We start from the raw sequence: 24,890 nt of genomic DNA, 5'->3' as shown, positions 1-24,890 counted from the left end.
AAAGGAGAAATTTAGATTTCTCCTTAATAAATTAATAAGGAGTTTGATAATAATGCAACTATTTGAAAAAAATGAATTTAAAAAAGAAAGAACATTAAAGGAAAATGGTTTTAGATGTATTTTAGCAATTCAACATTTAATCGCTATGTTTGGAGCTACAGTATTAGTTCCAATGCTTACAGGGTTAGATCCTTCAGTAGCACTTTTTACAGCTGGAGTGGGAACTATAATATTTCATATATGTACAAAAGGAAAAGTACCAGTATTTTTAGGTTCATCATTTGCTTTTATAGCAGTAATTGGAGTGGTTAAAGAAACATATGGTGATTTAAGATATGCACAAGGTGGAATGATGATAGCAGGACTTGTATATATATTAGTATCATTTTTAATAAAAAAAATTGGAATGGATAAAATAAAAAAAGTTTTACCACCACAAGTTGTAGGACCAATGATAATGGTAATAGGATTAAATTTAATTCCTACAGCATTAAATATGGCAAGTAAAAGTTATATTTTAGCATTTATAACACTTGGAACAGCACTTTTAATTAGATTTTTTGGAAGAGGATTTATAAAACAAATATCAATCTTACTTGCAGTAGTAGTTGGATATTTAGCAGCATATTTTATGGGATTTATAGATACAACAGCCATAGGACAAGCAGCTTTAATATCTGTACCAAACTTTACTTTTCCTAAATTTGATATAGGAGCAGTAGTGATAATAGTACCAGTAATATTAGCAGTATTTATGGAGCATATTGGAGATATAACAACAAATGGTTCAGTAGTAGGAAAAGATTTTATAAAAGATCCAGGTTTAAATAGAACTTTATTGGGAGATGGATTAGCTACATTTGTAGCAGCTTTATTAGGAGGACCAGCTAACACAACTTATGGAGAAAATACAGGAGTATTAGCAATAACTAAAAATTATGATCCGTCACTTTTAAGATTAACAGCAATATTTGCTATACTATTAAGCTTTATAGCGAAATTTGGAATGGTAATAAGAACAATTCCAGAGCCAGTAATGGGTGGAATTAGTTTAATGTTATTTTCAATGATAGCTTTAATAGGAGCAAAGACTATTAAATTAGAAAAAGTAGAATTTGATTATAAAAATGTAATAGTAATGGCATTAATAATAATTACTGGATTAATAGCACCTCAAATAAATCCAATAATTGAAGCTAACTTTGGATTTATAATAGGAATTAAAATTACTAATACAGTTGCTTTAACAGGCTTAAGCTTTGCGGCTATAGTAGGAGTTATAAGTAACATTTTAATAAATGGAGTTAAAGAAGAGAAGATAGAAGAAATAGAAATTTTAAGTAAAGAATTAGTATAAAAATTAATAGTAATCCCTCTAAAAGACATAAAGTTACTTTTAGAGGGAATTTTATTGGTTAAAATTCCTTAATATGGTAAAATTGATATAGATATAAATAGATATACATACAAGTAAGATGGATTTGATAAAAAATATTATATATTGTAATAATATTATGTTTCAAAGCCAGTACACATTAAAGAGATTTAGATGAAAATAAACTCTTTTACTTATAATATTTAAATACTATTATTATGATTTAATATTTGTAGTTTAATTCATAATATATTTATAGTAAGGGTGTGAGATTATGAGAATTGTTAATAAAAGATATGAAATAGAAAATAATATTAAAAATTTTAATGCTATATCTGAATATAAAGTTTTAGACAAAGTGAAAAATAAAGAATTTAAGTTAACTATACTTAGTGATTATGCTATAGATAAATCTACAATAAGATATATAAGTAATAATTTTAAGTCTATAAAAAATTTTAATTTTGAGGGAATATATGAGACTTATGAGTTAATAAGTATAAAGGAAATTGATGGTATAAGATTAGAAAAAATAAAACATGGGTTTATAAGTGAAATAAGTAAAAATGAAGTTGATATAAAAGAATATTTAAGAATCGTAGATGAAGAAAAAATTTTACTAGTAATTTTTGATATTTTAGCTATTGTTAATACTTTAATGTTAAAAGGATTTAGCTATTCTAATTTAACATTAGATGATATTAAAATAAATTGCGAAGATGGTATTGGAACTGTTAAGTTACCTAATATAATTACTAGTGAATTTGGAAAATTAGACGGTATAATTTTAAGTTGTAATAACATTGAAAATTTAGGGAAAAAAGATATTTATAATGATGGAAGAATAAATTTAGATTATTTAATAAAAATAATTCAAGAAATAGTTGAAATATCTGTACATGATAAGTTTTATAAATTAAAAGAAATAGAAATAATATTAAACAATATAAATAAAAATAAAGTACAAGATATCAATACTTTAATAGAATATTTAAATAGAAAAATTTCTAGTAAAAATAAAAAATTTATAATGAAAAATATACAAAAGATAGAAGAGCATATTGACATTGTAGGAAGAGACGTAGAATTAGGCAATATTTTAAAAACTTATTGTGATATAGCAAAAGGAAAATCTTCTTCAAAAGCAATATTATTAGATGGCGGAATGGGCGTTGGGAAAACTAGATTATTAAAAGAGGTAAAAAGTAGACTTGAATATAATTATATTACAAATATTTTTTCAATTTTTAAGATAAAAAATGAAGTTAAACTTAGATGGAACAAGTGTGCTAAAGAATATAATTATAGTAATGGATTTAGGCTTGAGTTAGAAAAGTTTACTGATGATTTTTCAGAAAAGATTAAAAAAAGATATAATCTTTCTTTTACTGAAGATATTAAGGAAATGTATAAAACTATAAATTCAGGATTAAAAATTATAGATGAACATTCTAGAATTGCTCCTATGGTTTTAATAATTGATGATTTAGATAAAAGAAATAAAATTTGTAGAAATTTTTTTAAGCATTTAATTGAAAACTTAAGGACTTTGGAAAATATTTTAATAATAGCATCTTTAGATAGAAGTTTAGAAGATGAAGAGTTTAAAGAGTACTATGAAGAAATTTCATATAATCAAAATATAAAAGAGTATAAAATAGAGATGTTAAATAAGTATTATACATGTGAAATGACTAGAAAAGTACTTAATACATCCAATGATATTACAGAAATAGTTGAGGTTATTTATAATGATACATTAGGAAATCCAAATTTAATTATGAAAAAAATAAAAGATATGTATTTATATAAAAGTATTTATGTATCTAAAAATGGAATTTGGAAATATAGATATGTATACATGATTTTTAATTCAATATCTTATTTAGAGGAAAAATATATAGATAAAATAGAAAAATTATCATTTTTTGAGTATTCAGTTCTTAAAAAATTAGCAGTATATAATTTTACTATTAGAGAGGACATATTTTTAAAAAAATCTATAGTTACATTAAAAGAAAAGGAAGCATATGCAGAATTAAAGATTAAAAATGTACTTATAGAAAGCTATGATGATAATGGAATAAATGTAGATTTTAAAGATTGTTTTTATAAAAAAATAATATATAAAAAGATGAATAGAAGGGACAAGTTCTCAGAACATTTAAATTTTATAAAAATATTAAAGGAAATTTGTGATAAAGAAGAGAGATTATATAATGAATTAATCTATCATTTAGAGATGGGAAAAGAATATGACCAAATGATAATATATGCTAAAAAATATGCTAATAAAATGAATAAGATAGGTGAAAATGAAAAAACAATAAGAATATATAAAAGAATATTAAATTATTTAGGTGATGGAGAAATGCTTGAGATTTCTTATGAAATTGGCAATATATATGCAAGGACTGAAAGTGATTCTAAAGCTTTAGGTTATTATAAAAAAGCTAATGAAAAAGCAATAACTCTTAGAAATTATTCATATATAATTGAAACATCTCTTAACATTGCTAGAATTCATATAGAAAATGAAAATCATACAGAGGCATTTGAAAATATTAATATAGCTAGAATAAACCTTTTAAAGACCGAATATAAGTTAGGATATGCAAAATATTTTTTAATAAAAGCCTTATATTTAAAATATGCTGAAAACAAAGAGGAAGCAATAGAATTTGCTAACAGAGCTTTAAATATAGCTAAAAAAGAAAATTATTTTGGATTAATTGGAGAAATATATCTTATATTATTTAGTTATTCAATACAAGAAGGAGATTTTATTTTAGCAGAAGAATATGTATCTTATTGTGAAAAAGTATTTAAAGAAGGAATTAGTGGAAAGAAGTATTATGAAAATCTATTAAATAGAGGAATCTTATATATAGAACGAGATAAAGATATAGAAAAAGGAAAACAGGTTTTAATAAAAGTTTTAAAGGCTAGTAGAAAATATAAAATTGCTAGTTTAGAATATAATGCATTAATTCAACTAGCTAATATATATGCTTATTCAGATAGATTTGAAGTAAGTAAAAAATATCTTTTAATTAGTTTAGAAGTTATAAAATCAGGAAAAAATTTAAAGAGATATTTAAATTCAACATATGAGTACCTTATTTATGTATCTGCAATTCAAAGAGATATATGTGAATTAATAAAATATAAAAATATTTTATTAGAGATAGACAAAACAAGTGGAAATGAACTTTTATATGGATTATATTATTATGCTTTAGGGGATTATGAAAAATTAAAATATAAAATAAATAAATTAAGTGATGAGAATATAAAAAGTATAATTGATAAAAAACCCTATTTAAAGATAAAAACAAATTTTATAAATATACTGTTATTAAAGAATATAAATAATATTTATGAAGAAATAACATATATAGAGCAAATCTCAAGGGAAAGTTACAATACAAAAGCTTATGACAATAAAATGATAAGTTTGATTTTACTATTAAATGATTTAGGTTATACAGATTTAGCACGGAAAGTCTTTAATAATATAAAATATAAAATTTCATTTACTAAATTAGATGAAGTAATAAATTTAAAGATAACTAATAAATTTAAAAGTTATTCTATTAATGCATTAATAAATCAAGGGCTAAGATTAATTAATGATATGAAAAATGATATGAATAAAGTAGAGTTATATTATATAATTGGAGAAAACTTCGAAAAAAATAATTGTTATTCATTAGCTTTTGAAAATTATTATGAAGGGTTAAGTATACTTTCAAGTTATATAAGAAAAGAAAAGTCAGAAGACAAAATAAAAATAGTTTCAAGTAAAATATTTTGTAAAATTTTTGAAAAAATTATTTTTTGTGCAAATGAAAAGTTAAATTTAAATTTGGATATAACTACAATGATAAAAAATAATGAAGATATTGATAAACTTTTGAATGAAATAAAAGTTAGTAACATGATGAAAAATAATAAATTTAAAGAAATAGTGATAGAGAAATATGAAAAAAGCTACTTAAATAAAATTCAAGATGCAGAATCTGTTTTAGTAAATTTTAAAGAAAATATTATTTATAATATTGAAACTATAATGAAATTTATAATAAGAGAAACACTTTCCACCTCAGCAATTTTAATTATGAAAAATGGTAGAAAAAATGAAGTTATTTACTCATATAGAATAAATTATGAAAATATAAAAGATAGATTATTAAGTAAAAAAATAAATGTTGATTTTTTTGTAGTTGATAATGAAGAAATGATTCAAAATGAAATTTATAATGAAATTTTTCAAAATAGAACAAAAGCTTGTTTTTATAAAAAATTAAGCAGTAAATATACTGAAGAAAAAATAAATAATCCTTTAGATATAGAACTTGTATTAGTATCGGATAAAATAATAAACAATATAAATTATGAGTCCTATGAAAAAATTAAAAAATATGAGAATGTTATAATATTTCTTTTAGAGCAATATAAATTAAATATTAGTTCGACAAGAGACAAGCTTACAGGTGCATACAATAGAAGATATTTTGAAAAGACAATGAATAATATAATAATGAATTATAATTACACAGAAAATATATTTTCTTTAATTATATTTGATATTGATAACTTTAAAGGAGTAAATGATAAATTTGGTCATCAAACAGGGGATATTGTATTAGAAAAAATATCTAGTATAGTGTTAGAAGAAATAGAAATTAAAGATATTTTTTCTAGGTATGGAGGAGAAGAATTCGTTATAATATGTCCAGGAAAGAATTCAGAAGAAGCTTATGAAAAAGCAGATAATATAAGAAAAAAAATACAAGAGGCAGATATACTTAGAGGTAGAAGAGAAGTTACTATAAGTATGGGAATATCTGAGTATCCGAAACATTCTAAAAAGAAGGAAGAGTTAATAAGTAAAGCAGATCAAGCTTTGTATAAAGCTAAAAGAGGAACAAAAAATATAGTTAAGATATGGGATGAGACTTTTGATATAAAAATAGAAGTAAGCGATAGATTAGCAGGTATAATGACTGGAAATGCTTCAAAAGATTATGAAAGAATATCCTCTATAGTAAAAATAATTGAAATAATAAAGAAAGATATTAGAAATGAATTTAAATTATATGACATATTAACTAAAATACTTAAATTAACTGAAAGTAGAGAATGTATGTTATTTAAAATAAATAATAATAATGAAATAATATGTGAAATGGCTATAAGAGAAAGAGAACAAGGATGGAAAAATGTAAAATACTTCAATAGAAATCTTATAGATAATGTATTCAAAGAGGGGAACGGCTTATATGATATTGATTGGGATGAAGTAGTTAATGAAAATAAAACTATGCCTAAATGGAATTCTATTTGTATAGTTCCAATAGTAAATGAAGATGAAGTAAAAGGTGCTATATATATGTCAGTTCCTTTAAAAAGGAAAGAATTTGACTTTAAGGATTATAATTATGTGAATACAATAGGAAATATTTTATCTATTTTATTCTAAATAATCCCAAAAAACTTAGTTTAATCATATTTTAAAATTATAGGTTGACTAAGGAGGGGATTTTGTGAATAATGAAAAAAGAGATAATAGAAATAAAGCTGGAAAATTGGGGAAGATAATAGTTAATGTTTTTATGGAAAGTAAAAACGGAAGCAAAATGGAAGGAATAAAAATAAATTTATATAGAATAAACGGAGTTTCACCTCAATTAGAAATTTCTAAATTAACAGATAAAAATGGGGTTGTTATATTTGATAATTTAAGCCCTGGAAATTATAGAGTGATAGAAATAATTGATAAAGAAATATATGAAAAACCAATATATAAATCATGGAATGAAGTAAACATTTCAAATTATCTAAAAGAAACTGTAATAGATATAATAAACAGGAAGAAAAGAAGTTAAAATTTGATTTTTACTAAACATAGATAGTAATAATTAAAAGTAAAGTTAATTAAAATATATATACAGTATATAAAGATTATTATATGAGTTTTCTATAGTTATAATATTATAGAAAACTTATATTTTTATAAAAACAAATACAGAAGAAAGGAATAATTAATTATGAAAATGAGAATTAAATATTTTGAAGGTGCTACTAAATTAAAAAAGATAGCAAAAGGAAATTGGATAGATGTATATGCAAATAAAGATATATTTGTTAAAAAAGATGAGAGAGGAATGGTTCCATTAGGATTTGCATTAGAATTACCAAGAGGATGGGAAGCGCATTTAGCACCTAGAAGCTCAACATTTAAAACATGGGGCATAATTCAAACTAACTCAGTAGGTGTAGTTGATGATACATATATAGGAGATAATGATCAATGGCATATGCCAGTATTTTGTCTACAAGGAAAAGATATTGAGGTTATAGAAGGAATAGAAACTAAAGGAACTTGGATAAGAAAAGGAGATAAAATAGGTCAATTTAGAATAATGGAAGTTATGCCTGAAATAGAATTTGAAGAAGTAGAAAGCTTTGGAAATGAAGATCGTGGTGGATTTGGAACTACTGGTATAAAATAATTTAAAAGCACTAGCTTTATTTAATTAATAAAGCTAGTGCTTTTGTATTACAAATCATTTAATAAGTCACTAAGTTCTTCCCATTCTTCATAAAGTTCTTCTATTTTTTTATTTGTATTTTTAATATTTTCATTAACTTCTAATGATTTTTCTGGATTTGAATAAACTTCTTCTAGACAAAGATCTGAATTAAGTTTTTCAAGTAATTCTTCAGTATCAGAAATTTCTTTTTCAATTTCTCTAAATCTTAATTTTTTAATTCTAAGTTCTTTTTGAGCTAATTTAACTTTTTTTACTTCAGATTTTATTTGAGTTTTTGTTTTCCCGGAGTCGTTATTTTCTATAGCTTGGAATCTAGTTGGCTTTTCTTTCTTTTGAACATAATAGCTATAATCACCTAAATATTCTTTTATACCAGATTCCTCAAGTTCTATAATTTTATTTATGATTTTATTTAAGAAGTATCTATCGTGAGATATTATAAGCATACTTCCTTCATAGTTTAATATAGCATTTTCTAAAGCTTCACGAGACATTATATCAAGATGGTTAGTAGGTTCATCTAGAAGAAGAAAATTTGATTTAGAAAGCATAAGCTTTAAAAGATTTATTCTACATTTTTCTCCTCCGCTTAGAGTTTTTATTTCTTTAAATACATCATCCCCAGTAAATAAAAAAGATCCTAAAACAGTTCTTATTCTAGTTGTAGTTAAATGAGGAAAAGAATCCCATATTTCATCTAAAATAGTTTTATTTGGGTCTAAATCAGATTGTTCTTGATCGTAGTATCCAATTTCTACATTAGCTCCAAGTTTTATAAGCCCCTTATCTTGTTTAATTTTTCCCATTATCATTTTTAAAAGAGTAGTTTTACCACGGCCATTAGCACCAATTAAAGCTATTTTCTCACCTCTTTTTAAATCAAAAGAAACATTAGAAAATAATTTTAAGTCACCAAAAGATTTGGTTAAATTTTCTACATGTAAAACATCATATCCACTACTAGTTTCTGTTTCAAAAGAGATTTTAGATGCACCTTTTTCTTTATCAGGAGCTTCTAGTCTTTCTAATTTATTTAAAGCTTTTTCACGACTTTCAGCTTTTCTTATACTTTTTTCACGATTAAAAGATCTAAATTTTTCAATTATAGCCTCTTGTCTTTTAATTTCAGCTTGTTGAATATTATAAGCCTTTAATTTAGCTTCATAATCTTTCTTTTGTAGTTCAAGAGATTTTGTATATGGTGCATTATAGCAATTAACATGCCCATTAATAACTTGAAAAGTTTTATTAGTTACTGTATCAAGGAAAAATCTATCGTGAGAAATAACTAATAAAGTACCTTTATATGCTTTTAAGAACTCTTCAAGCCACTCTATAGCTTCTAAATCTAAATGGTTAGTAGGTTCATCTAGAAGAATTATATCAGGAGATTGTAATAAAAGTTTACATAAAGCAATTCTAGTTTTTTGACCTCCACTTAAAGATGAAATCTTATTTTGAAAATCAGTTTCTAAAAAGCCAAGTCCTTTAAGAACTCTATTAATTTCACCTTTGTAAGTATATCCCCCTCTATGAGAGTATAACTCTTGAAGAGTAGTATATTTTTTTATTAAATCTTCATGATAAGATTTTTGAGAATCATCATAAGGTTCATTCATTTTTATTTCTAAATCGCTAAGTCTTTTTTCTATTTCTAAAAGATCTTTAAATACAGATTCAGCTTCAGAATAAATAGTGCTATCAGAATTAGCTTCAAGATGTTGTGAAAGATAACCTAAAGTTCTTTTTTTATCTACAAAAATTTCACCTTCATCAAAAGATAATTCTTTTGCAAGAATTTTAAATAAAGTAGATTTACCTTCACCGTTTGGACCAATTATACCTACTTTATCTCCTTCATTTATACTTATATTAACGTCTTTTAAGACTTCTGTTATTCCATAACTTTTCTTTATATTTTTACAACTTAAAACTATCATTTTTTTATCCTCACCTTATTGCATTGTTCTTTATATTATACTATTTATAAAAAAGTATATCAATTTTTGCAAATAGTTAAATAGTTTAAATAAAATAATTAAAATGATAGAATAATAGTATAACAAGAAGAAAAAGAGGTAAATTTTTATGGGGACAATAGTTTTAAAAAATAAAAAAGAAAAAGAAAAAAAACTTTATAATTCAGCTTATAGTTTATTTTTAGAAAAGGGAATAGAGAATACAACAGTTGATCAGATTGCTAAAAATGCTGGAGTCGCTAAAGGAACTTTTTATCTTTATTTTAAGGATAAATATGATCTTATAGAAAAGTTAGTTTGTAAAAAAAGCTATAAATTGGCTAAAGAAGCTTTAAAAAAGACAAGAGATAGTGGAATAACAGAATTTGATGAGTCAATACTTTATTTTACTGATTATATAATAAGTTATTTTAAAGAAAATACATTAATGTTACGTATAATATCTAAGAATTTTTCTGCAGGATTATATAGAGATAATATGGGAATAGATTTAGAGGAGAGAGAAGAAGCAAATGAAATTTTAAATATTTTTATCGATAATTTAAAGAAAAAAGGATATAGTGAAAAAGAAGCAAAACATACTCTTTATATGATAATTGAATTGGTAGGTAGTGTTTGTTATAATTCAATAATATTAAATAAACCTTGCGAAATAGAAGAAATAAAGCCTATTTTATTTAAAAAAATAAAAAATATGATATCTTAAAAAATAAACATTGCTTTTAAAGCAATGTTTATTTTTGTTTATCCATCTTTTAAAAGTATATAACCAACCTCTGGTTTTCCATTTAGTAGACCTATAATATACATAGTATATTTTTCTCCAGGTAAAAGATTTATTCTAGGAAGTCTTTTTCTAGCTTTAGTAAAAGATGAAAAAGAAATATTAAAGTTGTATAAACCAGGAGATAAAGGATAATATCTAGTTTCTTCTAAAAATTCAACATTTGAAAATATAGGCCTATTATTAGATAAATTTAAACTTAATAAAGGTGCATTAGGTGATATATTTATAAACCTTATATAACTAAATTTAGGATCTTTCTCACTTGAATCATCTTTTAAATTTAAAACGAATAAAGTTCCATTATTACAAGTTAAACTAATAGTTGAAAATTTATTTGGAATTGCTTCAAATTTATAAGTGGCAATAGGTTTTGTATTATCAGAACTTCTAAAAATTTCAACCTCATATTCTTTAGATGGAAGAAGGATATATTCTGTGTTTCCTCCAAAATTTAAATTCCCAACAAGTAATTTTCCCTCTGAATATATATTAATTGGTCCTAAGTCTGGACAACCATGTATAAATCTTACATGAGAATTTAATCTAGGTAAATTATTTAGTCTTTCAAACATTATTCAATCACTCCTCTGTTACAACTAGGACAATAGCTAAGAGTAAGTGATATAATTTGCTTCGTAATCCTTTTAGCTACAGGATAAGGCATTCTAAATGATTGTAGTGTACGAAGTACTCTAGGATTATTAGCTTCTATTCTTCTAAATATAATTTCAGGATTACACCTTTGTGGAACTTTTGGTGGAAGAACTGGTGGGAAAAATGGTGGAAATTTTTGAGGATTCCTTAATTCAAATTCATAAGAATTTTCAAGGTCTCTCTCAAGCTCTAGAACTTCTTCATCAATATCTAGGTCTAATTCTCTAAGAATACTAGAATCTGTAGGAATAGATAGATAAGAATTAAAAATAGTTCTATCCTCATTGTTATAGCATTTTAATTCATCTCTATAATTTTCAGAATCATTTTTATAATTTTCTAATAATTCTTTTAAATCCTCATCATCACTATTAATATCAGAATTTAATAAAACCTCTCTAAAATCAAATTCTAATGGATTTTCTGAAACTGATGAAGTCCTAAATTCCTCTATAAATTCTTCTGGAATAAAAAGTCCATTATTAATAGTATTATCAGTATTTAAAGGAGCAAATATTAAATCATCATCTTCATTTGAGTTCATAAATTTTAAATAAGGATACATTTTTTACCTCCAAATAATAATATAGTATAGATATATGAAATATGTACACTATTGTTACTTTTATAATATTCGGGGAAAGCTATTATTAGAACAAAAAATGAACAATAGTTATTTTAATGAATATTATATATTGGAGGAGATACAAATGGAGACAAATAGGAATACTTTAAGAGAAAACTTTTTGGGAGTAGAAGCTAAAATAAAATTATTAAATGGAAATTATTCAACTGCTATAAATTTTGATAATGCTGCAACAACACCTCCTTTAAAAGCAGTTTTTAATGTATTAACAGAATTAATAGATAGTTATGGTTCAATAGGTAGAGGAACTGGTCAAAAACAATCTATATCAACAGAGAATTATGAAAATGCTAGAAGATATATTTTAGATTTTTTCAATGTTCCTAATAAAGAAGATTATACTGTTATTTACGTTAATAATACAACTGATGGAATAAATAAAATTGCAAATACTCTCCTTTGTGATAATGATGTTGTATTAAGCACAAGAATGGAGCATCACTCTAATGATTTGCCTTGGAGAAAAAAGGCACATGTAGATTATGTGGAAGTAGATTCTTTGGGAAGAATAGATTATGATTCATTAAATTCTAAACTTGATGAATATAAAGGTAATTTAAGATTTTTAACTATTACAGGAGCATCTAATGTAACTGGATATGTAAATGATATTCATAAAATTGCAAAATTAGTTCATAAAGCTGGAGGAAAAATAATTGTAGATGGAGCCCAATTAGTTCCACATATAAAAATAAATATGTCTGGAAAAGAAAAAAATGATTATATAGATTTTTTAGTATTTTCAGGTCATAAAATTTATGCACCTTTTGGTAGTGGAGTAATAATTGGTCCAAAATCAGAATTTAATAAGACTTGCCCAAATGAACAAGGTGGAGGAACAGTTGAATTAGTAAAAGATTCAGAGGTATTTTATTTAAATACTCCTGAAAGAAATGAGGCTGGAAGTCCTAACTATTTTGGGGTTATGACATTAATAAGTGCTTTAAAGGAAATTGATAAAATAGGATATGATAAATTATTAATTCATGAAAAAGAGCTTTTAAAATATTTGATAGATGGTTTGAAAAAAATAGATAATATAATTATTTATGGAGATACCATAAATATGGATGATAGGCTTGGAGTAGTAGTTTTTAATTTAAAGGGAATATATCATCATGAAGTTGCAAAAATTTTAGCTGATAGAAGAGGTATAGCAGTTAGGCATGGATGGTTTTGTGCACATCCTTATTGTAGAAGGCTTATGAATCTTACTGAAGAGGAAGCTAGTAAATTTATTTATGATAAAAAAGAAAAGATGAAAGGGATGGTTAGAGTTAGTTTAGGCCCATATAATACTATTGAAGAAATAGATATATTATTAGACGAATTAAAAAATATATCTAATGAAATATTATAAAAAAAGGGATTTACAATGTGTAAATCCCTTCTTTTAGGTTCATATTTATATTGTGAAAGCTTTAAACTTTGGCAAATTATTTTCAAAGTTTAAAGTTGGAGTGTCTCCTATAAGAGGTGAAAAATAATTAAATGCTTCATCATTTAAATTATTTCCTTCTTTGTTTATCCACGAAGTTGGAAGATATTTAACGTTATTGGCTATTTTTGAAGCTTCTATTGGAGAGAATTTAGTTTTATAAGGAGTATCAGAAATTCTTTCAATAGAAACCATAACACCATTTAAATTATCCATAGCATATTTTAAGGCTTCATAACCAGATAAATAAGCTTCTTCTATATCTATATTAGCAGCAGAATGCATTGAACATCTTTGAAGTATTCCAAGTTCAAGTGCTTTAACTCTTGTAGTTATTCCTGCATCAAGAATTAAATTTCTTAAATATTCAGAAACCCCTCCTAATTGTGTATGTCCAAAAGAATCATTTGAAGTACAAATAAATTCAGAAATAAATTTACCATTTTCATCTTTTATTCCTTCTGAAACTACTATAAATACTTTATTATTTTCTTCAAATTTACTACGAACATCTTCTAAAAATTTAAGTCTATCAAAAGAAACTTCAGGAACATAAATAAAATCAGCAACTGGTTGTCCATTTATTCTAGCTAATGTTGCAGAAGCAGCAAGCCAGCCAGTATCTCTTCCCATAGTTTCTAAAATGAATATTCCGTTATTAGTATATACAGAAGAATCTAGATAACATTCAAGAGCTGTTGTACATATAAATTTAGCTGCACTTCCAAAACCAGGAGTATGGTCTGTAAATTTTAAATCATTATCTATAGTCTTAGGTATACCTATAAATTTTATATTTAAATTATTTTCTTTACTGTATTTAGATAATTTAGCCACTGTATCCATAGAATCATTTCCTCCTACATAGAAGAATGTATCTATATCTAGCTCACGTAAAATAGATACTAATGTGCTGTATTCATCTATACATTCAGATGAATCTTTTAATTTGTATCTACATGATCCAAGTCCTGATGAAGGTGTATATTGAAATAATCTTAAATCTTCTTCACTAAGGTCAGATAAATTAATTATATTTTTATTTAGTATACCTTCTATTCCATTTAAACCCCCATATACATTTTTGTATAGTTTTAATTCTTGGTTTGCTTTAACTAAACCAACAACACTAGAATTTATAACGGAAGTAGGACCTCCAGATTGAGCAATAATACAATTTGACATAATAAAAAAACTCCTTTGATTATCATAATAACTTTAATGTGATATGCTATTGATATTAATAACATACTCTATTTAATAATATACAACATTATTATTGTAAAATAAAGAGGAAAAGGTAAAAAAAATAAAAAAAATAATATAAAGTATACACAGAATATAGAAAAAGTAAAATTGATATTTATTTTAATATTATTAAAACCTTGTTTATTCTTATTCATTTATGTTTAAAATATGTAAGAAAAGTGGTAATATTGATATAATAAAATAAAGAATTGGAGAAGGTTATGGATACTAATAATATTTTGAAATTAAAAGAGTTAAAAGTAACTAAGGCTAGAAAAGAAATATTAGAAATATTTCTAGAGAAAAAAGATACTAGTTTAAATGCTGAAGAAATTTTTAGTATTTGTAGACGTAGTGGAGAAAACATAAATTTAAGTACAGTTTATAGAACTTTAGATATATTTTTAGAAAAAGAAATATTAGATAAATTTATTTTAGAAAATGGAGTTTCAGTATATAAAATACATAAAAAGACACATAAGCATATTTTAGAGTGTGATATATGCCATAAGGAAGTTGAAGTTCCATGTCCACTAAAGCAAATAGAGGAGATAGTTAGAGAAAAGACAGGATTTACATTAACTGAACATAGCTTAAAAATGAAAGGCGTATGTGATAATTGTAAAAAATAATTTTATAAAATAAAAGCCATAGTTTCAAAAACTATGGCTTATTTTATTTCTTTAAAAATCTTTTTAGAATTAAAACTACTAGTAATGTAATTACAGATGTTATAGCAATAGCACCACCAGGAGCGCTATCTATGTAATAAGAAATTACTAGACCTAAAATTATATCAATAAATCCGAAAAGAATTGATAATAATAATGTCTTTTTAAAATTCTTTTCAAGTTGAATAGCAGTTGCAACTGGAACTACTATTATAGATGAAATAACTAAAATACCCATTATTCTTATAGACATAGATATAGTAGCACTTATTATAATAGTGAATAAATAATTTATTCTTTTTACATTAATTCCAGCAACTTTAGCTCCTTCTTCATCAAAAGTAACATAAAGTAATTTGTTAAATATGAAAAGAAGTATTAATAAAGAAATTATACCAGTTGCTAAAATAAGAAGTATATCTTCTTTAGTTACTGTTAAAATGCTACCAAAAAGAAAAGAGTTAACACTTGTAGATGCTTTTCCACTGCTGATTAATACAATTGCTATACCTAAACTTAAGGTTAAAACGATAGACATTACAAGTTCAGCATATTTTTTATAGTATCCTCTTAAAAATTCAATTATAAGAGCACATAAAGTAGTAAATAAAAAAGTTGTTATTAAAGGATTTACGCCTATAACTAATCCTATTGCAACACCAGCAAAGGAAGAGTGTGATAGGGTATCTCCAATCATAGAATGCCTTCTTAAAACAAGGAATAATCCTATAAATGGACAAAGTACAGAAATAATAGCACCTGCCATGAAAGCATTTTTCATGAATTCTAATTCAAACATATGATCCCCCGTTACATTCCTATAATATTATCTCGGTTAAAAGTTTTATATTTTATAAACTCTTCTTTAGTGTAAAGTTTAGGAGATCCTTCAATTACTTCTATTATGTGTGTAGAGTAGCATAAAGCTATGTCTATATTATGTTCAACAGAAATTATAGTTTTTCCATTAGTATTTAATTCTTTAAGAAGTGAATAGATACTTTTTTGGTTTTTTGAATCAACACCTGTTGATGGTTCATCTAAAATTAAAAGTTCTGGATCACCAATTAGGGCTCTAGCTATAAAAACTCTCTGTTGTTGACCACCTGAAAGATTCCCAATAAGTTTATGTTTAAAATCACAAAGATCAACTTTTTTTAAGGCTTTTTTTAGCTTTGATAAATCTTTAATACCATTTACTTTACAATGATTTAAAAGAACTTCTTCAACTGATATAGGAAATTGTGAATTAAAACTTTCTAGTTTTTGTGGTACATAGCCTATATTTTTAGTATTTATATTTATATTTCCAGATACTGGATTTAAAAGTCCTAAAATTAATTTTAATAATGTACTTTTACAGCTGCCATTTTCTCCAACTATAGAAACATACATACCTTTTTCTATATTTAATGATACATCATTAAGAAGATAGGGCTTTTTTCCAGTATAAGAAAAGGCTAAGTTATTTATTTCAATCAAAAAAATCAACTCCTAAAAATCTTTACTAATCATTATAAACATAAATGCGAATTGTTTGCAAGAAATAAAATCTATTTTATATCTTTTAAATAATCTATGTTCCATTTGGAATTATTTTTTTTTAAGCATACTTCAAACATTTTAAATTCTTCATCTTCATTAATTCCAAAAACGTTGTATATGGATTTATCTTCATGAGAAAATATAAGTTCTGAATTATCAATTCTAGTAAGTTTAGAATCATTTGAATCAACCATATAATATTTTAAAGCAGTATCAGAAGAGTTGAGTTTTTGTTTTATTCTGTATACATTAAAAAAATATAAAGATATTAATGCAATAGTTATAGCAAGAGTTAAAAGAAATATTTTTCTTCGTCTTAATTTCTTTTTTTTAGCTTTTTCACGTCTATTTAATTTAATTTCTTTTGATTGTTCAACCATAATATAATAACCTCCCAAAATAAAATATACTTAAATATTACCATATTTTTCCAATAAGTAAAGAATATTATTATTTTATTAGAATAAAATAATAGGTATAGTTGATATTAGAGTAGATTTAACATTATAATGAATTAAATAAACTTATTAGAAAAAGAGGAAAAGGAGATATATAAATGGATTTTTCAAGTTTAGTTTTAATGGAAAAAGATAAAGAAACAGGTTTTATATCAAAGGAGCTTGGAAGCTTTAGTGTAGATGAAGGAGCTTTATTTGTAAAAAGATTTTATGTAGATAATGATGTTGTTATAGTTAAATTTGATACTAATAAAGATGTAGAAGAATGGGAGTTTTCTGCTATATATGATCTTTTTAATGTAGATGTATTTAAAGAAAAAGGATATGAAATAGAAGAGGATTTAGAAGAATATAATCCAACATACATAGTTAAGTTTCCATATGTAGAGGATTTTTCAGAAATGAGTGAAAAAATTTCTGAAGTTATATCTTTAATTAAAGATGAGATGAATAAAGTATTCGAAGAGATAAAAGATAAAAAAGAAGAATATACTGAAGAATAAGATTTTAAAAGGAGATTTTATTTATGGAAGAACTTAAAAAAAGATCAGAAATAAAAAAAGAAGATAAGTGGGATATTGAAAAAATATATAAAAATTCAGAAGAATGGGAAAAAGCCTTTGAAACTTTAAAAAAAGAAGGAATTAAGATTAAAGAATACGAAGGAAAGCTTAATGATAGTGAAACTTTATTAGAATTTTTAAAGCTAGATGAAAAAATATCAAGAGAAGCAGAAAAAATACTTGTATATTCACATCTAAAAAGTGATGAAAATACTGGAGATAACCAAAATCAAGGAAGAATGAATAAAGCTGATAGCTATATGGCTGAGCTTTCAAGCTATGGTGCTTTCTTTATACCAGAGATATTAAGCATTGGAGAAGAAAATATAAATAAAATGCTTAATGAAAAAGAAGAATTAAAATTATATGATTTCATGTTTAAATCTATTTTAGCTGAAAAAGATCATGTTTTATCTAAAGAAATAGAAGAGATGCTTGCAAGTGTTTCAGATTGCTTAGAAGGACCAAGTAATATACATGGAATTCTTACTAATGCAGATATGACTTTTCCAAAAGTTAAAAATGAAAAAGGTGAATTAGTAAGACTTACAGAAGGAAATTATGCTTCATTTATTCGTTCAAAAGATGTAAATGTTAGAAGAGAAGCTTTTAAAGCATTATTTAATGAATATGCAAAAATAAAAAATACTTTAGGAACAACATTAACTTCCTCAATAAAGAATTTTAATTTTATGGCTAAAACAAGAAAATATAGTTCAGCTTTAGAAGCATCTTTAAAACCTAATAATATTCCAGTTAAAGTGTATGAAGAAGCAATTGAAACTATAAATAAACATCTTCCATCACTTCATAGATATGTTAGATTAAAGAAAAAACTTTTAGGTCTAGAAGAAATGCATATGTATGATTTATATGTTCCTGTTATAGAAATAGAAAAAGAACATATTGAATTTGATAAAGCAGTTGAAATTGTAATTAAAGCATTAGAGCCATTAGGAGAAGAATATTTAGATATCTTTAAAAGTGGAATAAAAAATGGGTGGATAGATAAATATGAAAATGAAGGTAAGAGAGGTGGAGCATATTCATGGGGAACATATGATACTATGCCATATGTACTTTTAAATTATAATTATGATTTAAATGATGTATCAACTTTAGCTCATGAAATGGGTCATTCAATTCATTCATACTATTCACATAAAGAACAACCATATATATATGGTGGATATACATTATTCTGTGCAGAAGTTGCATCAACAACTAACGAATCATTACTTATAAATTATTTAATAAGAAATGAAAAAGATAAAAATAAGAGATTATATCTTATAAATCAAGAGCTAGAACAAATAAGAACAACAGTGTTTAGACAGTTAATGTTTGCAGAATTTGAATATTATACTCACAAAATGATAGAAGAAGGTAATCCTCTTACAGCAGAAGATTACTGTAAAAAATGGCATGAATTAAATGTAAATTATTTTGGAGAAGATATGATAGTTGATGAAGAAATAGATGTAGAATGGGCAAGAATACCTCACTTCTATTCAGATTTCTATGTTTATCAATATGCTACAGGATATGCAGCAGCTTCAGCATTTTCAAATTCAATCTTAAATGGAGAAAAAGACGCAGTTTCTAAATATAAGAAATTCTTAAAAAGTGGAGGTTCAGATTATCCAATAAACATTTTAAGAAATTCAGGAGTTGACATGACTACTCCAATGCCATTAGAAAAGACTATAAAGAGATTTAATGAATTATTAGATATGTTAGAAAATGAAATATAATAAATAAATATTGATTAAGGAGAGCATATAAAAATTTTTAAATGTTCTCCTTTAAATTATTAACTAAAAGGGAAAAATAAATTATTAAATAAAGGAGAGAAAATATGAGAGAGTTGAAATTAAATAGTAAATTAACAATTATATTTTATTTAATATTGGGAATAACATCAGTTTATGATATTTTTTATAGAGGTGGAGAGAAATTACCTAGATTAGCGCTAATTGCAATCACAATTTTAGGACTAAATTTAATTTATAAAAAAACTTTTTTTAAAAATTCTAAAATAATATATAGAATAGCATTATTTTTTATTTTTATTTCTATGTATTTAGCAAATGTTTGGAATTTTTATGGAGTAGAAAATTATGATAAGATGTTACACTTATTATCAGGTGTTATATTAGGATTTATAGGCTTGGGTTCCTATATAAAAATGTTTAATATAAAAGATAAAAAAGAAATAGATATAAGAAGATTAATAATATTTATAATAATGTTTTTGTTATCAATAGCAGGTGCTTGGGAGATATGGGAGTTTACAACTGATAGTATATTTGGATTAACTGCTCAAAATGGATTAAATGATACTATGTGGGATATGATACTTGGAACATTAGGAGGAATTATAGTTCTTTTCCCAATAATTAAATTTGCTAAAGGAAAAAATGTTAAATTAATAGATGAATTTTTAAAGGATATATAAAAAGAGTGTGTTTAAAAGCACACTCTTTTTTAAAAGAATAAAAAATAATTTTCTAATATATTAGGAATTTTATAACGTAAAGATAATTTTAAAAAATAATCTTTTATTTTCTTTAAATCTTTTGATAAAAATAATTTGTTCAAATAATTTTCTTCTGTAGTTTTCAAATGACTAAAGTTTTCTTTAAATTCTTTGAAAGCCTTTAAACTTAATTCAGTAGATATATCATCATAAATAGATTTATCAAGGAAAGAATAAAATTTATAAAATCCTTCATTAAAAAGAAGGTCTCTACCAGTATTAAAGTGGGCTAAAGATCTTTGAAATAAATAATATTTATATCTATTAAATTCTTTATTTGCTATTTCAAAAGGAATATCTTTATCTTTAAATTGGATAAAATTATTAAACTTAAAAGCAGAAAAATCTTTATCTTTAACTTCAATCATAACATCAAAATCTAGTCCATCAGAAGCATCTATATATTCTTTTACATTGTTAATATCTATGCTTTGAGAATGGGAACCTAAACGCTTATTTTTGTCTTGTTCACTATAATGAACTTTAGGAGGTCCATCATCATAATTCCAAGTGGAAAAAGCACTTTTTAAAGCATTTTTTATATCAATTGAACCTTCATAACAGAAATGATGTAAATTATCGAAGACTATTGGTACATTACATCTATGAGAAATGTTTAAAAGATCATTTAAAGAATAATTTTTTTCATCATTTTCTATTATTAATCTATCTAATATATTTTTGTCTAAAGATTTATATGTTTGTATAAATCTTTCAATTGCAGAATTTTTATCTCCATAAACTCCACCAACATGTAAAATTATTTTATTTTTTTTATCTATTCCTAAAGAATCTAAAAAATCACAATGATATTTTAGGTCAGCTATAGATCTCTTTAAAATGTTTAAATCAGGGGAGTTTATTACAGTGTATTGTCCAGGATGCATTGATAATCTAATATTATTATCTTTTGCATACTTTCCAATTTCTAAAAGTTTACTTGAAAATTCTTTTTTCCAGTCTAGAATATTTATTTCATGACTTCCAAAAGGAATAATATCAGAGCTTATTCTAAACATAAGTATATTATTTGATTTGTTATATTTTAATATATTTAATAAATCATCTAGATTATTATCTATACATGAATAGAGAAGTTCTTCGTTATAATTTTTCAATAAAAATTTTCTAGTTGTTTTATATGGAACGCCTAGGGGAATACAAGGATATCCAATTTTCATAAGGTTCTCCTCCTTAAAGTAATAGTAAATTATATATATATAATTCCAAAAAAAATATATATAATTCAAAAAAGTTAGAGAAATATTTAATTTGTAAATTGATAAAAATAAAGGGGTTAAATTAATAAAGTAACAAACTTATATCATAAAATTTGATTTTTATAGAAAAAAATAGAAAAAAGATGTATTATATAGTTAACTAATAAAAAGGGGGTTTTACCATGGATGGAAAACAATATGTAACTGAAGTACTAGATAAAGTAAAAAAAAGAAATGCTGGAGAAAAAGAATTTATTGATGCTATAACTGAAGTGTTAAATTCTTTGGTGCCTGTATTTGATAAAAATCCTAAATTTATAGAAAATGGATTATTAGAGAGAATTGTGGAACCTGAAAGACAAATAATGTTTAGAGTTCCTTGGATAGATGATAAAGGTAATGTCCAAGTAAATAGAGGTTTTAGAATTCAATTTAATAGTGCTATAGGGCCTTATAAAGGAGGATTAAGATTTCACCCATCAGTTAATGCAAGCATTATAAAATTTTTAGGATTTGAGCAAATATTCAAAAACTCATTAACAGGATTACCAATAGGCGGAGGTAAAGGAGGATCAGACTTTGATCCGAAAGGAAAATCAGATGGAGAAATAATGAGATTTTGTCAAAGCTTCATGGCTGAATTATGCAAACATATAGGAAGTGATATTGATGTACCTGCTGGGGATATAGGAGTAGGTGGAAGAGAAATAGGTTATATGTATGGATATTATAAAAAGTTAACAGGATTAAATACTCAAGGAGTATTAACAGGTAAGGGATTAACTTATGGTGGAAGTTTAGGTAGAACAGAAGCTACAGGATATGGACTTGTTTATTTCACTGAGGAAATGTTAAAAGATAATGGAGAAAGTTTTTCAGGAAAGACAGTTGTAATATCAGGTTCAGGAAATGTAGCAATTTATGCAACAGAAAAAGCAACAGAACTTGGAGCAAAAGTTGTAGCTTTAAGTGATTCAAATGGATATGTTTATGATGAAAATGGAATAGATTTAGATGTTGTTAAAGAAATAAAAGAAGTTAAAAGAGGAAGAATAAAAGAATATTTAAACTATGTAAAAAATGCAACATATGTAGAAGGATGTAGAAACATATGGAATGTTAAATGTGATATAGCTCTTCCATGTGCAACTCAAGGAGAAATTAATAAAGAGGATGCAGAAAAGTTAGTTAAAAATGGAGTTATATGTGTTTCAGAAGGAGCTAATATGCCTACAACTTTAGAAGGAATAGATTTATTATTAGAAAATAAAGTTATGTTTGGTCCTGCTAAAGCTGCAAATGCAGGTGGAGTAGCATGTTCAGCACTAGAAATGTCACAAAATAGTATGAGGTTATCTTGGTCTAAAGAAGAAGTAGATGAAAAATTAAAAACTATAATGAAAAATATTTATTTAAATGCAAGTTTAGCTGCTAAAGAATATGGAAAACAAGGAAATATAGTTGTTGGAGCAAATATATCAGGATTCTTAAAAGTAGCAGATGCAATGATGGCACAAGGTATAGTTTAAAATTAAATAAAAAAGGGTAACCTAAAGTATAGATTAGGTTATCTTTTTTTATTTACGAATATTAAGAAATTATTAATTAAAAATAAGGTAAAAATAAGATTTATACACTTGATTTTTAAACTATCTTGAATTATATTTAAAAGGACGTACATTTATAAAGAAAATAGAAGAAATGAATGGGGAAATAATTTCCATTTGTCATTTAGGAGTGAATTTAATGGGAAACGTTGTTTACGGTGTAACTGCTGTGTTTCAGTTATTGGTTTTTTTAATCACAATGTACTATTTAGTTTTAGGATTTATAGGTCTAGGTAGAAAAAAAGATATAAAAGACTATACACCAAAGAAAAAGTTTGCAATGTTAGTAGCTGCACATAATGAAGAAGTAGTTATATCTGGAATAGTGGATAGTATGGCAAAGCTTAATTATCCAAAAGAATTATATGATGTATTTGTTATAGCTGATAATTGTACAGATAAAACTGCAGAAATTGCTAGAAAACATGGAGCAAATGTATTTGAAAGATTTAATAAAGAAAAAAGAGGAAAAGGATATGCTTTAGAATGGATGTTCTCAAATCTTTTTGAAATGGAAGAACAATATGATGCTATTTGTATTTTTGATGCGGACAATTTAGTTCATGAAGACTTCTTAAAAGAAATAAATTCAAAGATGTCAGAAGGATATAAAGTTGTACAAGGATATATTGATAGTAAAAATCCAAATGATTCTTGGATAACAATGTCATATTCAATAGCTTTCTGGTCACAAAATAGAATGTTCCAGTTAGCAAGAAGAAATGTAGGTTTTTCTAATCAACTTGGGGGAACAGGATTCGCTATTGATGTAAGTATTCTAAAAGAGTTAGGTTGGGGAGCAACTTGCTTAACTGAGGATTTAGAGTTTACTTGTAAGCTAGTATCAAATGGAGAAAAAGTTGGTTGGGCTCATGATGCAAAAATATTTGATGAAAAGCCATTAACATTAAAGCAGTCTTGGGCTCAAAGAAAAAGATGGATGCAAGGATTTGCAGATGTAGCTTCAAGATATTTCTTTAAATTAACTAAGAAAGCAATAAAAGAGAAAAAATGGTATATATTTGATTGTGCTTTATATGTAATGCAACCATTTGTAACATTACTATTAGGTATATCAGCAGTATTGACTCTTGTTCAAAGCACTTTACATACATCTGGAGTATTTACTATAACTAGTATGTTTAGCGATGTTGGCTGGAAAGTATTTATAGTTTGCCAATTCTTAATTACACCATTAGTACTTAAATTAGAGAAAAAAGTATCTAATGGATTCTTTGTGATGATGTTTTTATATTCATTGAACGTATTTTTTGTACCTTTATTATCATCACTTATACCATCAGTTTATTCTTGGATAATAGTTGAGGTGGCATATAATGTGGTATTCTTAGTATTAACTATTGTAATATTAGGAATAAATAATTTTAAATTATTCTATAGATTTTTATTATATGGATTATATACACTTTCTTGGATTCCAATTACAATACAAGGAATTGCCAATAAAAATAAGAAAGAATGGAGTCATACAAAACATGTAAGAAATGTTGAAATATGTGACTTATAAAGTTTTTCAAGGTCTACCGAAAGGTAGACCTTGAATATTTTATTGATTTTTTTTTAAGTTAAGCTATGATAA

The 24,890-nt window shown here is 24.8% G+C and carries 20 protein-coding genes; 12 read left to right on the top strand and 8 right to left on the bottom strand.

What is annotated here, in order from left to right:
• Positions 1–52: 52 nt before the first annotated feature.
• The 4 genes from HMPREF1092_RS07585 to HMPREF1092_RS07570 all read left to right on the top strand — a co-directional run bounded on the left by HMPREF1092_RS07585 (position 53) and on the right by HMPREF1092_RS07570 (position 7,893).
• The gene (locus tag HMPREF1092_RS07585) at positions 53–1,357 is read left to right on the top strand and encodes a uracil-xanthine permease family protein (RefSeq protein WP_002598064.1); all 1,305 of its coding nucleotides are present in this window, start codon (positions 53–55) and stop codon (positions 1,355–1,357) included.
• A gap of 292 nt (positions 1,358–1,649) precedes the next feature.
• A complete protein-coding gene (locus HMPREF1092_RS07580; protein WP_002598063.1) occupies positions 1,650–6,860 on the top strand; it encodes a diguanylate cyclase in 5,211 nt (1,736 codons plus the stop codon).
• A gap of 64 nt (positions 6,861–6,924) precedes the next feature.
• A complete protein-coding gene (locus HMPREF1092_RS07575; RefSeq protein WP_002598062.1) occupies positions 6,925–7,266 on the top strand; it encodes a prealbumin-like fold domain-containing protein in 342 nt (113 codons plus the stop codon).
• A 162-nt stretch (positions 7,267–7,428) separates the two neighbouring features.
• A complete protein-coding gene (locus tag HMPREF1092_RS07570) occupies positions 7,429–7,893 on the top strand; it encodes a dUTP diphosphatase (protein WP_002598061.1) in 465 nt (154 codons plus the stop codon).
• Between the two features lie 47 nt (positions 7,894–7,940).
• Here HMPREF1092_RS07570 and abc-f read toward each other — a convergent pair whose 3' ends face one another.
• Positions 7,941–9,875 carry a ribosomal protection-like ABC-F family protein gene (gene abc-f, locus HMPREF1092_RS07565; protein WP_002598060.1) on the bottom strand — a complete coding sequence of 645 codons (1,935 nt, stop codon included), beginning with the start codon at positions 9,873–9,875 and terminating at the stop codon, positions 7,941–7,943.
• Between the two features lie 148 nt (positions 9,876–10,023).
• Here abc-f and HMPREF1092_RS07560 point away from each other — a divergent pair, with 148 nt between their 5' ends.
• Positions 10,024–10,620, top strand: coding sequence for a TetR/AcrR family transcriptional regulator (locus HMPREF1092_RS07560; protein ID WP_002598059.1), 597 nt, complete (start codon positions 10,024–10,026; stop codon positions 10,618–10,620).
• Positions 10,621–10,658: 38 nt separating this feature from the next.
• On the opposite strand, the gene HMPREF1092_RS07555 is transcribed toward HMPREF1092_RS07560, so the two are convergent.
• Together HMPREF1092_RS07555 and HMPREF1092_RS07550 are read right to left on the bottom strand one after the other, a co-directional pair.
• Positions 10,659–11,273, bottom strand: coding sequence for a DUF4397 domain-containing protein (locus tag HMPREF1092_RS07555; protein ID WP_002598058.1), 615 nt, complete (start codon positions 11,271–11,273; stop codon positions 10,659–10,661).
• Positions 11,273–11,920, bottom strand: a complete 648-nt coding sequence (locus HMPREF1092_RS07550) for a hypothetical protein (RefSeq protein WP_002598057.1) — start codon at positions 11,918–11,920, stop codon at positions 11,273–11,275. Before HMPREF1092_RS07550 ends, HMPREF1092_RS07555 begins: the two co-directional genes overlap by 1 nt.
• Before the next feature lie 145 nt (positions 11,921–12,065).
• Here HMPREF1092_RS07550 and HMPREF1092_RS07545 point away from each other — a divergent pair, with 145 nt between their 5' ends.
• Positions 12,066–13,361 (top strand): aminotransferase class V-fold PLP-dependent enzyme, encoded by a 1,296-nt coding sequence (locus HMPREF1092_RS07545; protein WP_002598056.1) that lies wholly within the window; start codon positions 12,066–12,068, stop codon positions 13,359–13,361.
• Between the two features lie 45 nt (positions 13,362–13,406).
• On the opposite strand, the gene HMPREF1092_RS07540 is transcribed toward HMPREF1092_RS07545, so the two are convergent.
• On the bottom strand, positions 13,407–14,624 hold the full coding sequence (locus HMPREF1092_RS07540; protein WP_002598055.1) for a 6-phosphofructokinase: 1,218 nt from the start codon (positions 14,622–14,624) through the stop codon (positions 13,407–13,409).
• A gap of 284 nt (positions 14,625–14,908) precedes the next feature.
• On the opposite strand from HMPREF1092_RS07540, the gene HMPREF1092_RS07535 reads away from it, so the two are divergent.
• Positions 14,909–15,319: a Fur family transcriptional regulator gene (locus HMPREF1092_RS07535; RefSeq protein ID WP_002598054.1), complete on the top strand. Its 411-nt coding sequence runs from the start codon at positions 14,909–14,911 to the stop codon at positions 15,317–15,319.
• Positions 15,320–15,362: 43 nt separating this feature from the next.
• Here the strand turns inward: HMPREF1092_RS07535 and HMPREF1092_RS07530 are convergent, their stop codons facing one another.
• The 3 genes from HMPREF1092_RS07530 to HMPREF1092_RS07520 form a co-directional block, all read right to left on the bottom strand.
• Positions 15,363–16,157 carry a metal ABC transporter permease gene (locus HMPREF1092_RS07530; protein ID WP_002598053.1) on the bottom strand — a complete coding sequence of 265 codons (795 nt, stop codon included), beginning with the start codon at positions 16,155–16,157 and terminating at the stop codon, positions 15,363–15,365.
• Between the two features lie 11 nt (positions 16,158–16,168).
• Positions 16,169–16,840: a metal ABC transporter ATP-binding protein gene (locus HMPREF1092_RS07525; RefSeq protein ID WP_002598052.1), complete on the bottom strand. Its 672-nt coding sequence runs from the start codon at positions 16,838–16,840 to the stop codon at positions 16,169–16,171.
• A 71-nt stretch (positions 16,841–16,911) separates the two neighbouring features.
• Complete coding sequence (locus HMPREF1092_RS07520; protein WP_002598051.1) at positions 16,912–17,283, bottom strand: hypothetical protein; 372 nt, start codon at positions 17,281–17,283, stop codon at positions 16,912–16,914.
• A gap of 176 nt (positions 17,284–17,459) precedes the next feature.
• Between HMPREF1092_RS07520 and HMPREF1092_RS07515 the strand changes: the two genes are divergently transcribed.
• From HMPREF1092_RS07515 to HMPREF1092_RS07505, 3 genes are all read left to right on the top strand, one after another.
• Positions 17,460–17,864, top strand: a complete 405-nt coding sequence (locus HMPREF1092_RS07515; RefSeq protein ID WP_002598050.1) for a DUF6762 family protein — start codon at positions 17,460–17,462, stop codon at positions 17,862–17,864.
• 23 nt (positions 17,865–17,887) lie between these two features.
• Positions 17,888–19,678, top strand: coding sequence for an oligoendopeptidase F (pepF, locus tag HMPREF1092_RS07510; RefSeq protein WP_002598049.1), 1,791 nt, complete (start codon positions 17,888–17,890; stop codon positions 19,676–19,678).
• 104 nt (positions 19,679–19,782) lie between these two features.
• Positions 19,783–20,382, top strand: a complete 600-nt coding sequence (locus tag HMPREF1092_RS07505) for a DUF2238 domain-containing protein (protein WP_002598048.1) — start codon at positions 19,783–19,785, stop codon at positions 20,380–20,382.
• Between the two features lie 29 nt (positions 20,383–20,411).
• Here the strand turns inward: HMPREF1092_RS07505 and uvsE are convergent, their stop codons facing one another.
• Positions 20,412–21,644 carry a UV DNA damage repair endonuclease UvsE gene (gene uvsE, locus HMPREF1092_RS07500; RefSeq protein ID WP_002598047.1) on the bottom strand — a complete coding sequence of 411 codons (1,233 nt, stop codon included), beginning with the start codon at positions 21,642–21,644 and terminating at the stop codon, positions 20,412–20,414.
• Between the two features lie 221 nt (positions 21,645–21,865).
• Here uvsE and gdhA point away from each other — a divergent pair, with 221 nt between their 5' ends.
• Together gdhA and HMPREF1092_RS07490 are read left to right on the top strand one after the other, a co-directional pair.
• Entirely contained in the window at positions 21,866–23,212 is a 1,347-nt protein-coding gene (gdhA, locus tag HMPREF1092_RS07495) for an NADP-specific glutamate dehydrogenase (RefSeq protein WP_002598046.1), read from the top strand.
• A 217-nt stretch (positions 23,213–23,429) separates the two neighbouring features.
• Complete coding sequence (locus HMPREF1092_RS07490; RefSeq protein WP_002598045.1) at positions 23,430–24,818, top strand: glycosyltransferase family 2 protein; 1,389 nt, start codon at positions 23,430–23,432, stop codon at positions 24,816–24,818.
• Positions 24,819–24,890 lie beyond the last annotated feature (72 nt).

Origin of the sequence: Clostridium thermobutyricum (assembly GCF_000371465.1) — a bacterium.
Taxonomy (GTDB): domain Bacteria; phylum Bacillota; class Clostridia; order Clostridiales; family Clostridiaceae; genus Clostridium; species Clostridium thermobutyricum.
Note: the sequence above shows the minus strand (reverse complement) of the source record. Positions and strands in the feature narration are given on the sequence as shown.

Coding starts and splice junctions, on each gene's coding strand:
- HMPREF1092_RS07585 (WP_002598064.1), top strand. CDS start 53: ATGCAACTATTTGAAAAAAATGAATTTAAAAAAGAAAGAACATTAAAG.
- HMPREF1092_RS07580 (WP_002598063.1), top strand. CDS start 1,650: ATGAGAATTGTTAATAAAAGATATGAAATAGAAAATAATATTAAAAAT.
- HMPREF1092_RS07570 (WP_002598061.1), top strand. CDS start 7,429: ATGAAAATGAGAATTAAATATTTTGAAGGTGCTACTAAATTAAAAAAG.
- abc-f (WP_002598060.1), bottom strand. CDS start 9,875: ATGATAGTTTTAAGTTGTAAAAATATAAAGAAAAGTTATGGAATAACA.
- HMPREF1092_RS07560 (WP_002598059.1), top strand. CDS start 10,024: ATGGGGACAATAGTTTTAAAAAATAAAAAAGAAAAAGAAAAAAAACTT.
- HMPREF1092_RS07555 (WP_002598058.1), bottom strand. CDS start 11,273: ATGTTTGAAAGACTAAATAATTTACCTAGATTAAATTCTCATGTAAGA.
- HMPREF1092_RS07550 (WP_002598057.1), bottom strand. CDS start 11,920: ATGTATCCTTATTTAAAATTTATGAACTCAAATGAAGATGATGATTTA.
- HMPREF1092_RS07545 (WP_002598056.1), top strand. CDS start 12,066: ATGGAGACAAATAGGAATACTTTAAGAGAAAACTTTTTGGGAGTAGAA.
- HMPREF1092_RS07540 (WP_002598055.1), bottom strand. CDS start 14,624: ATGTCAAATTGTATTATTGCTCAATCTGGAGGTCCTACTTCCGTTATA.
- HMPREF1092_RS07535 (WP_002598054.1), top strand. CDS start 14,909: ATGGATACTAATAATATTTTGAAATTAAAAGAGTTAAAAGTAACTAAG.
- HMPREF1092_RS07530 (WP_002598053.1), bottom strand. CDS start 16,157: ATGTTTGAATTAGAATTCATGAAAAATGCTTTCATGGCAGGTGCTATT.
- HMPREF1092_RS07520 (WP_002598051.1), bottom strand. CDS start 17,283: ATGGTTGAACAATCAAAAGAAATTAAATTAAATAGACGTGAAAAAGCT.
- HMPREF1092_RS07515 (WP_002598050.1), top strand. CDS start 17,460: ATGGATTTTTCAAGTTTAGTTTTAATGGAAAAAGATAAAGAAACAGGT.
- pepF (WP_002598049.1), top strand. CDS start 17,888: ATGGAAGAACTTAAAAAAAGATCAGAAATAAAAAAAGAAGATAAGTGG.
- HMPREF1092_RS07505 (WP_002598048.1), top strand. CDS start 19,783: ATGAGAGAGTTGAAATTAAATAGTAAATTAACAATTATATTTTATTTA.
- uvsE (WP_002598047.1), bottom strand. CDS start 21,644: ATGAAAATTGGATATCCTTGTATTCCCCTAGGCGTTCCATATAAAACA.
- gdhA (WP_002598046.1), top strand. CDS start 21,866: ATGGATGGAAAACAATATGTAACTGAAGTACTAGATAAAGTAAAAAAA.
- HMPREF1092_RS07490 (WP_002598045.1), top strand. CDS start 23,430: ATGGGAAACGTTGTTTACGGTGTAACTGCTGTGTTTCAGTTATTGGTT.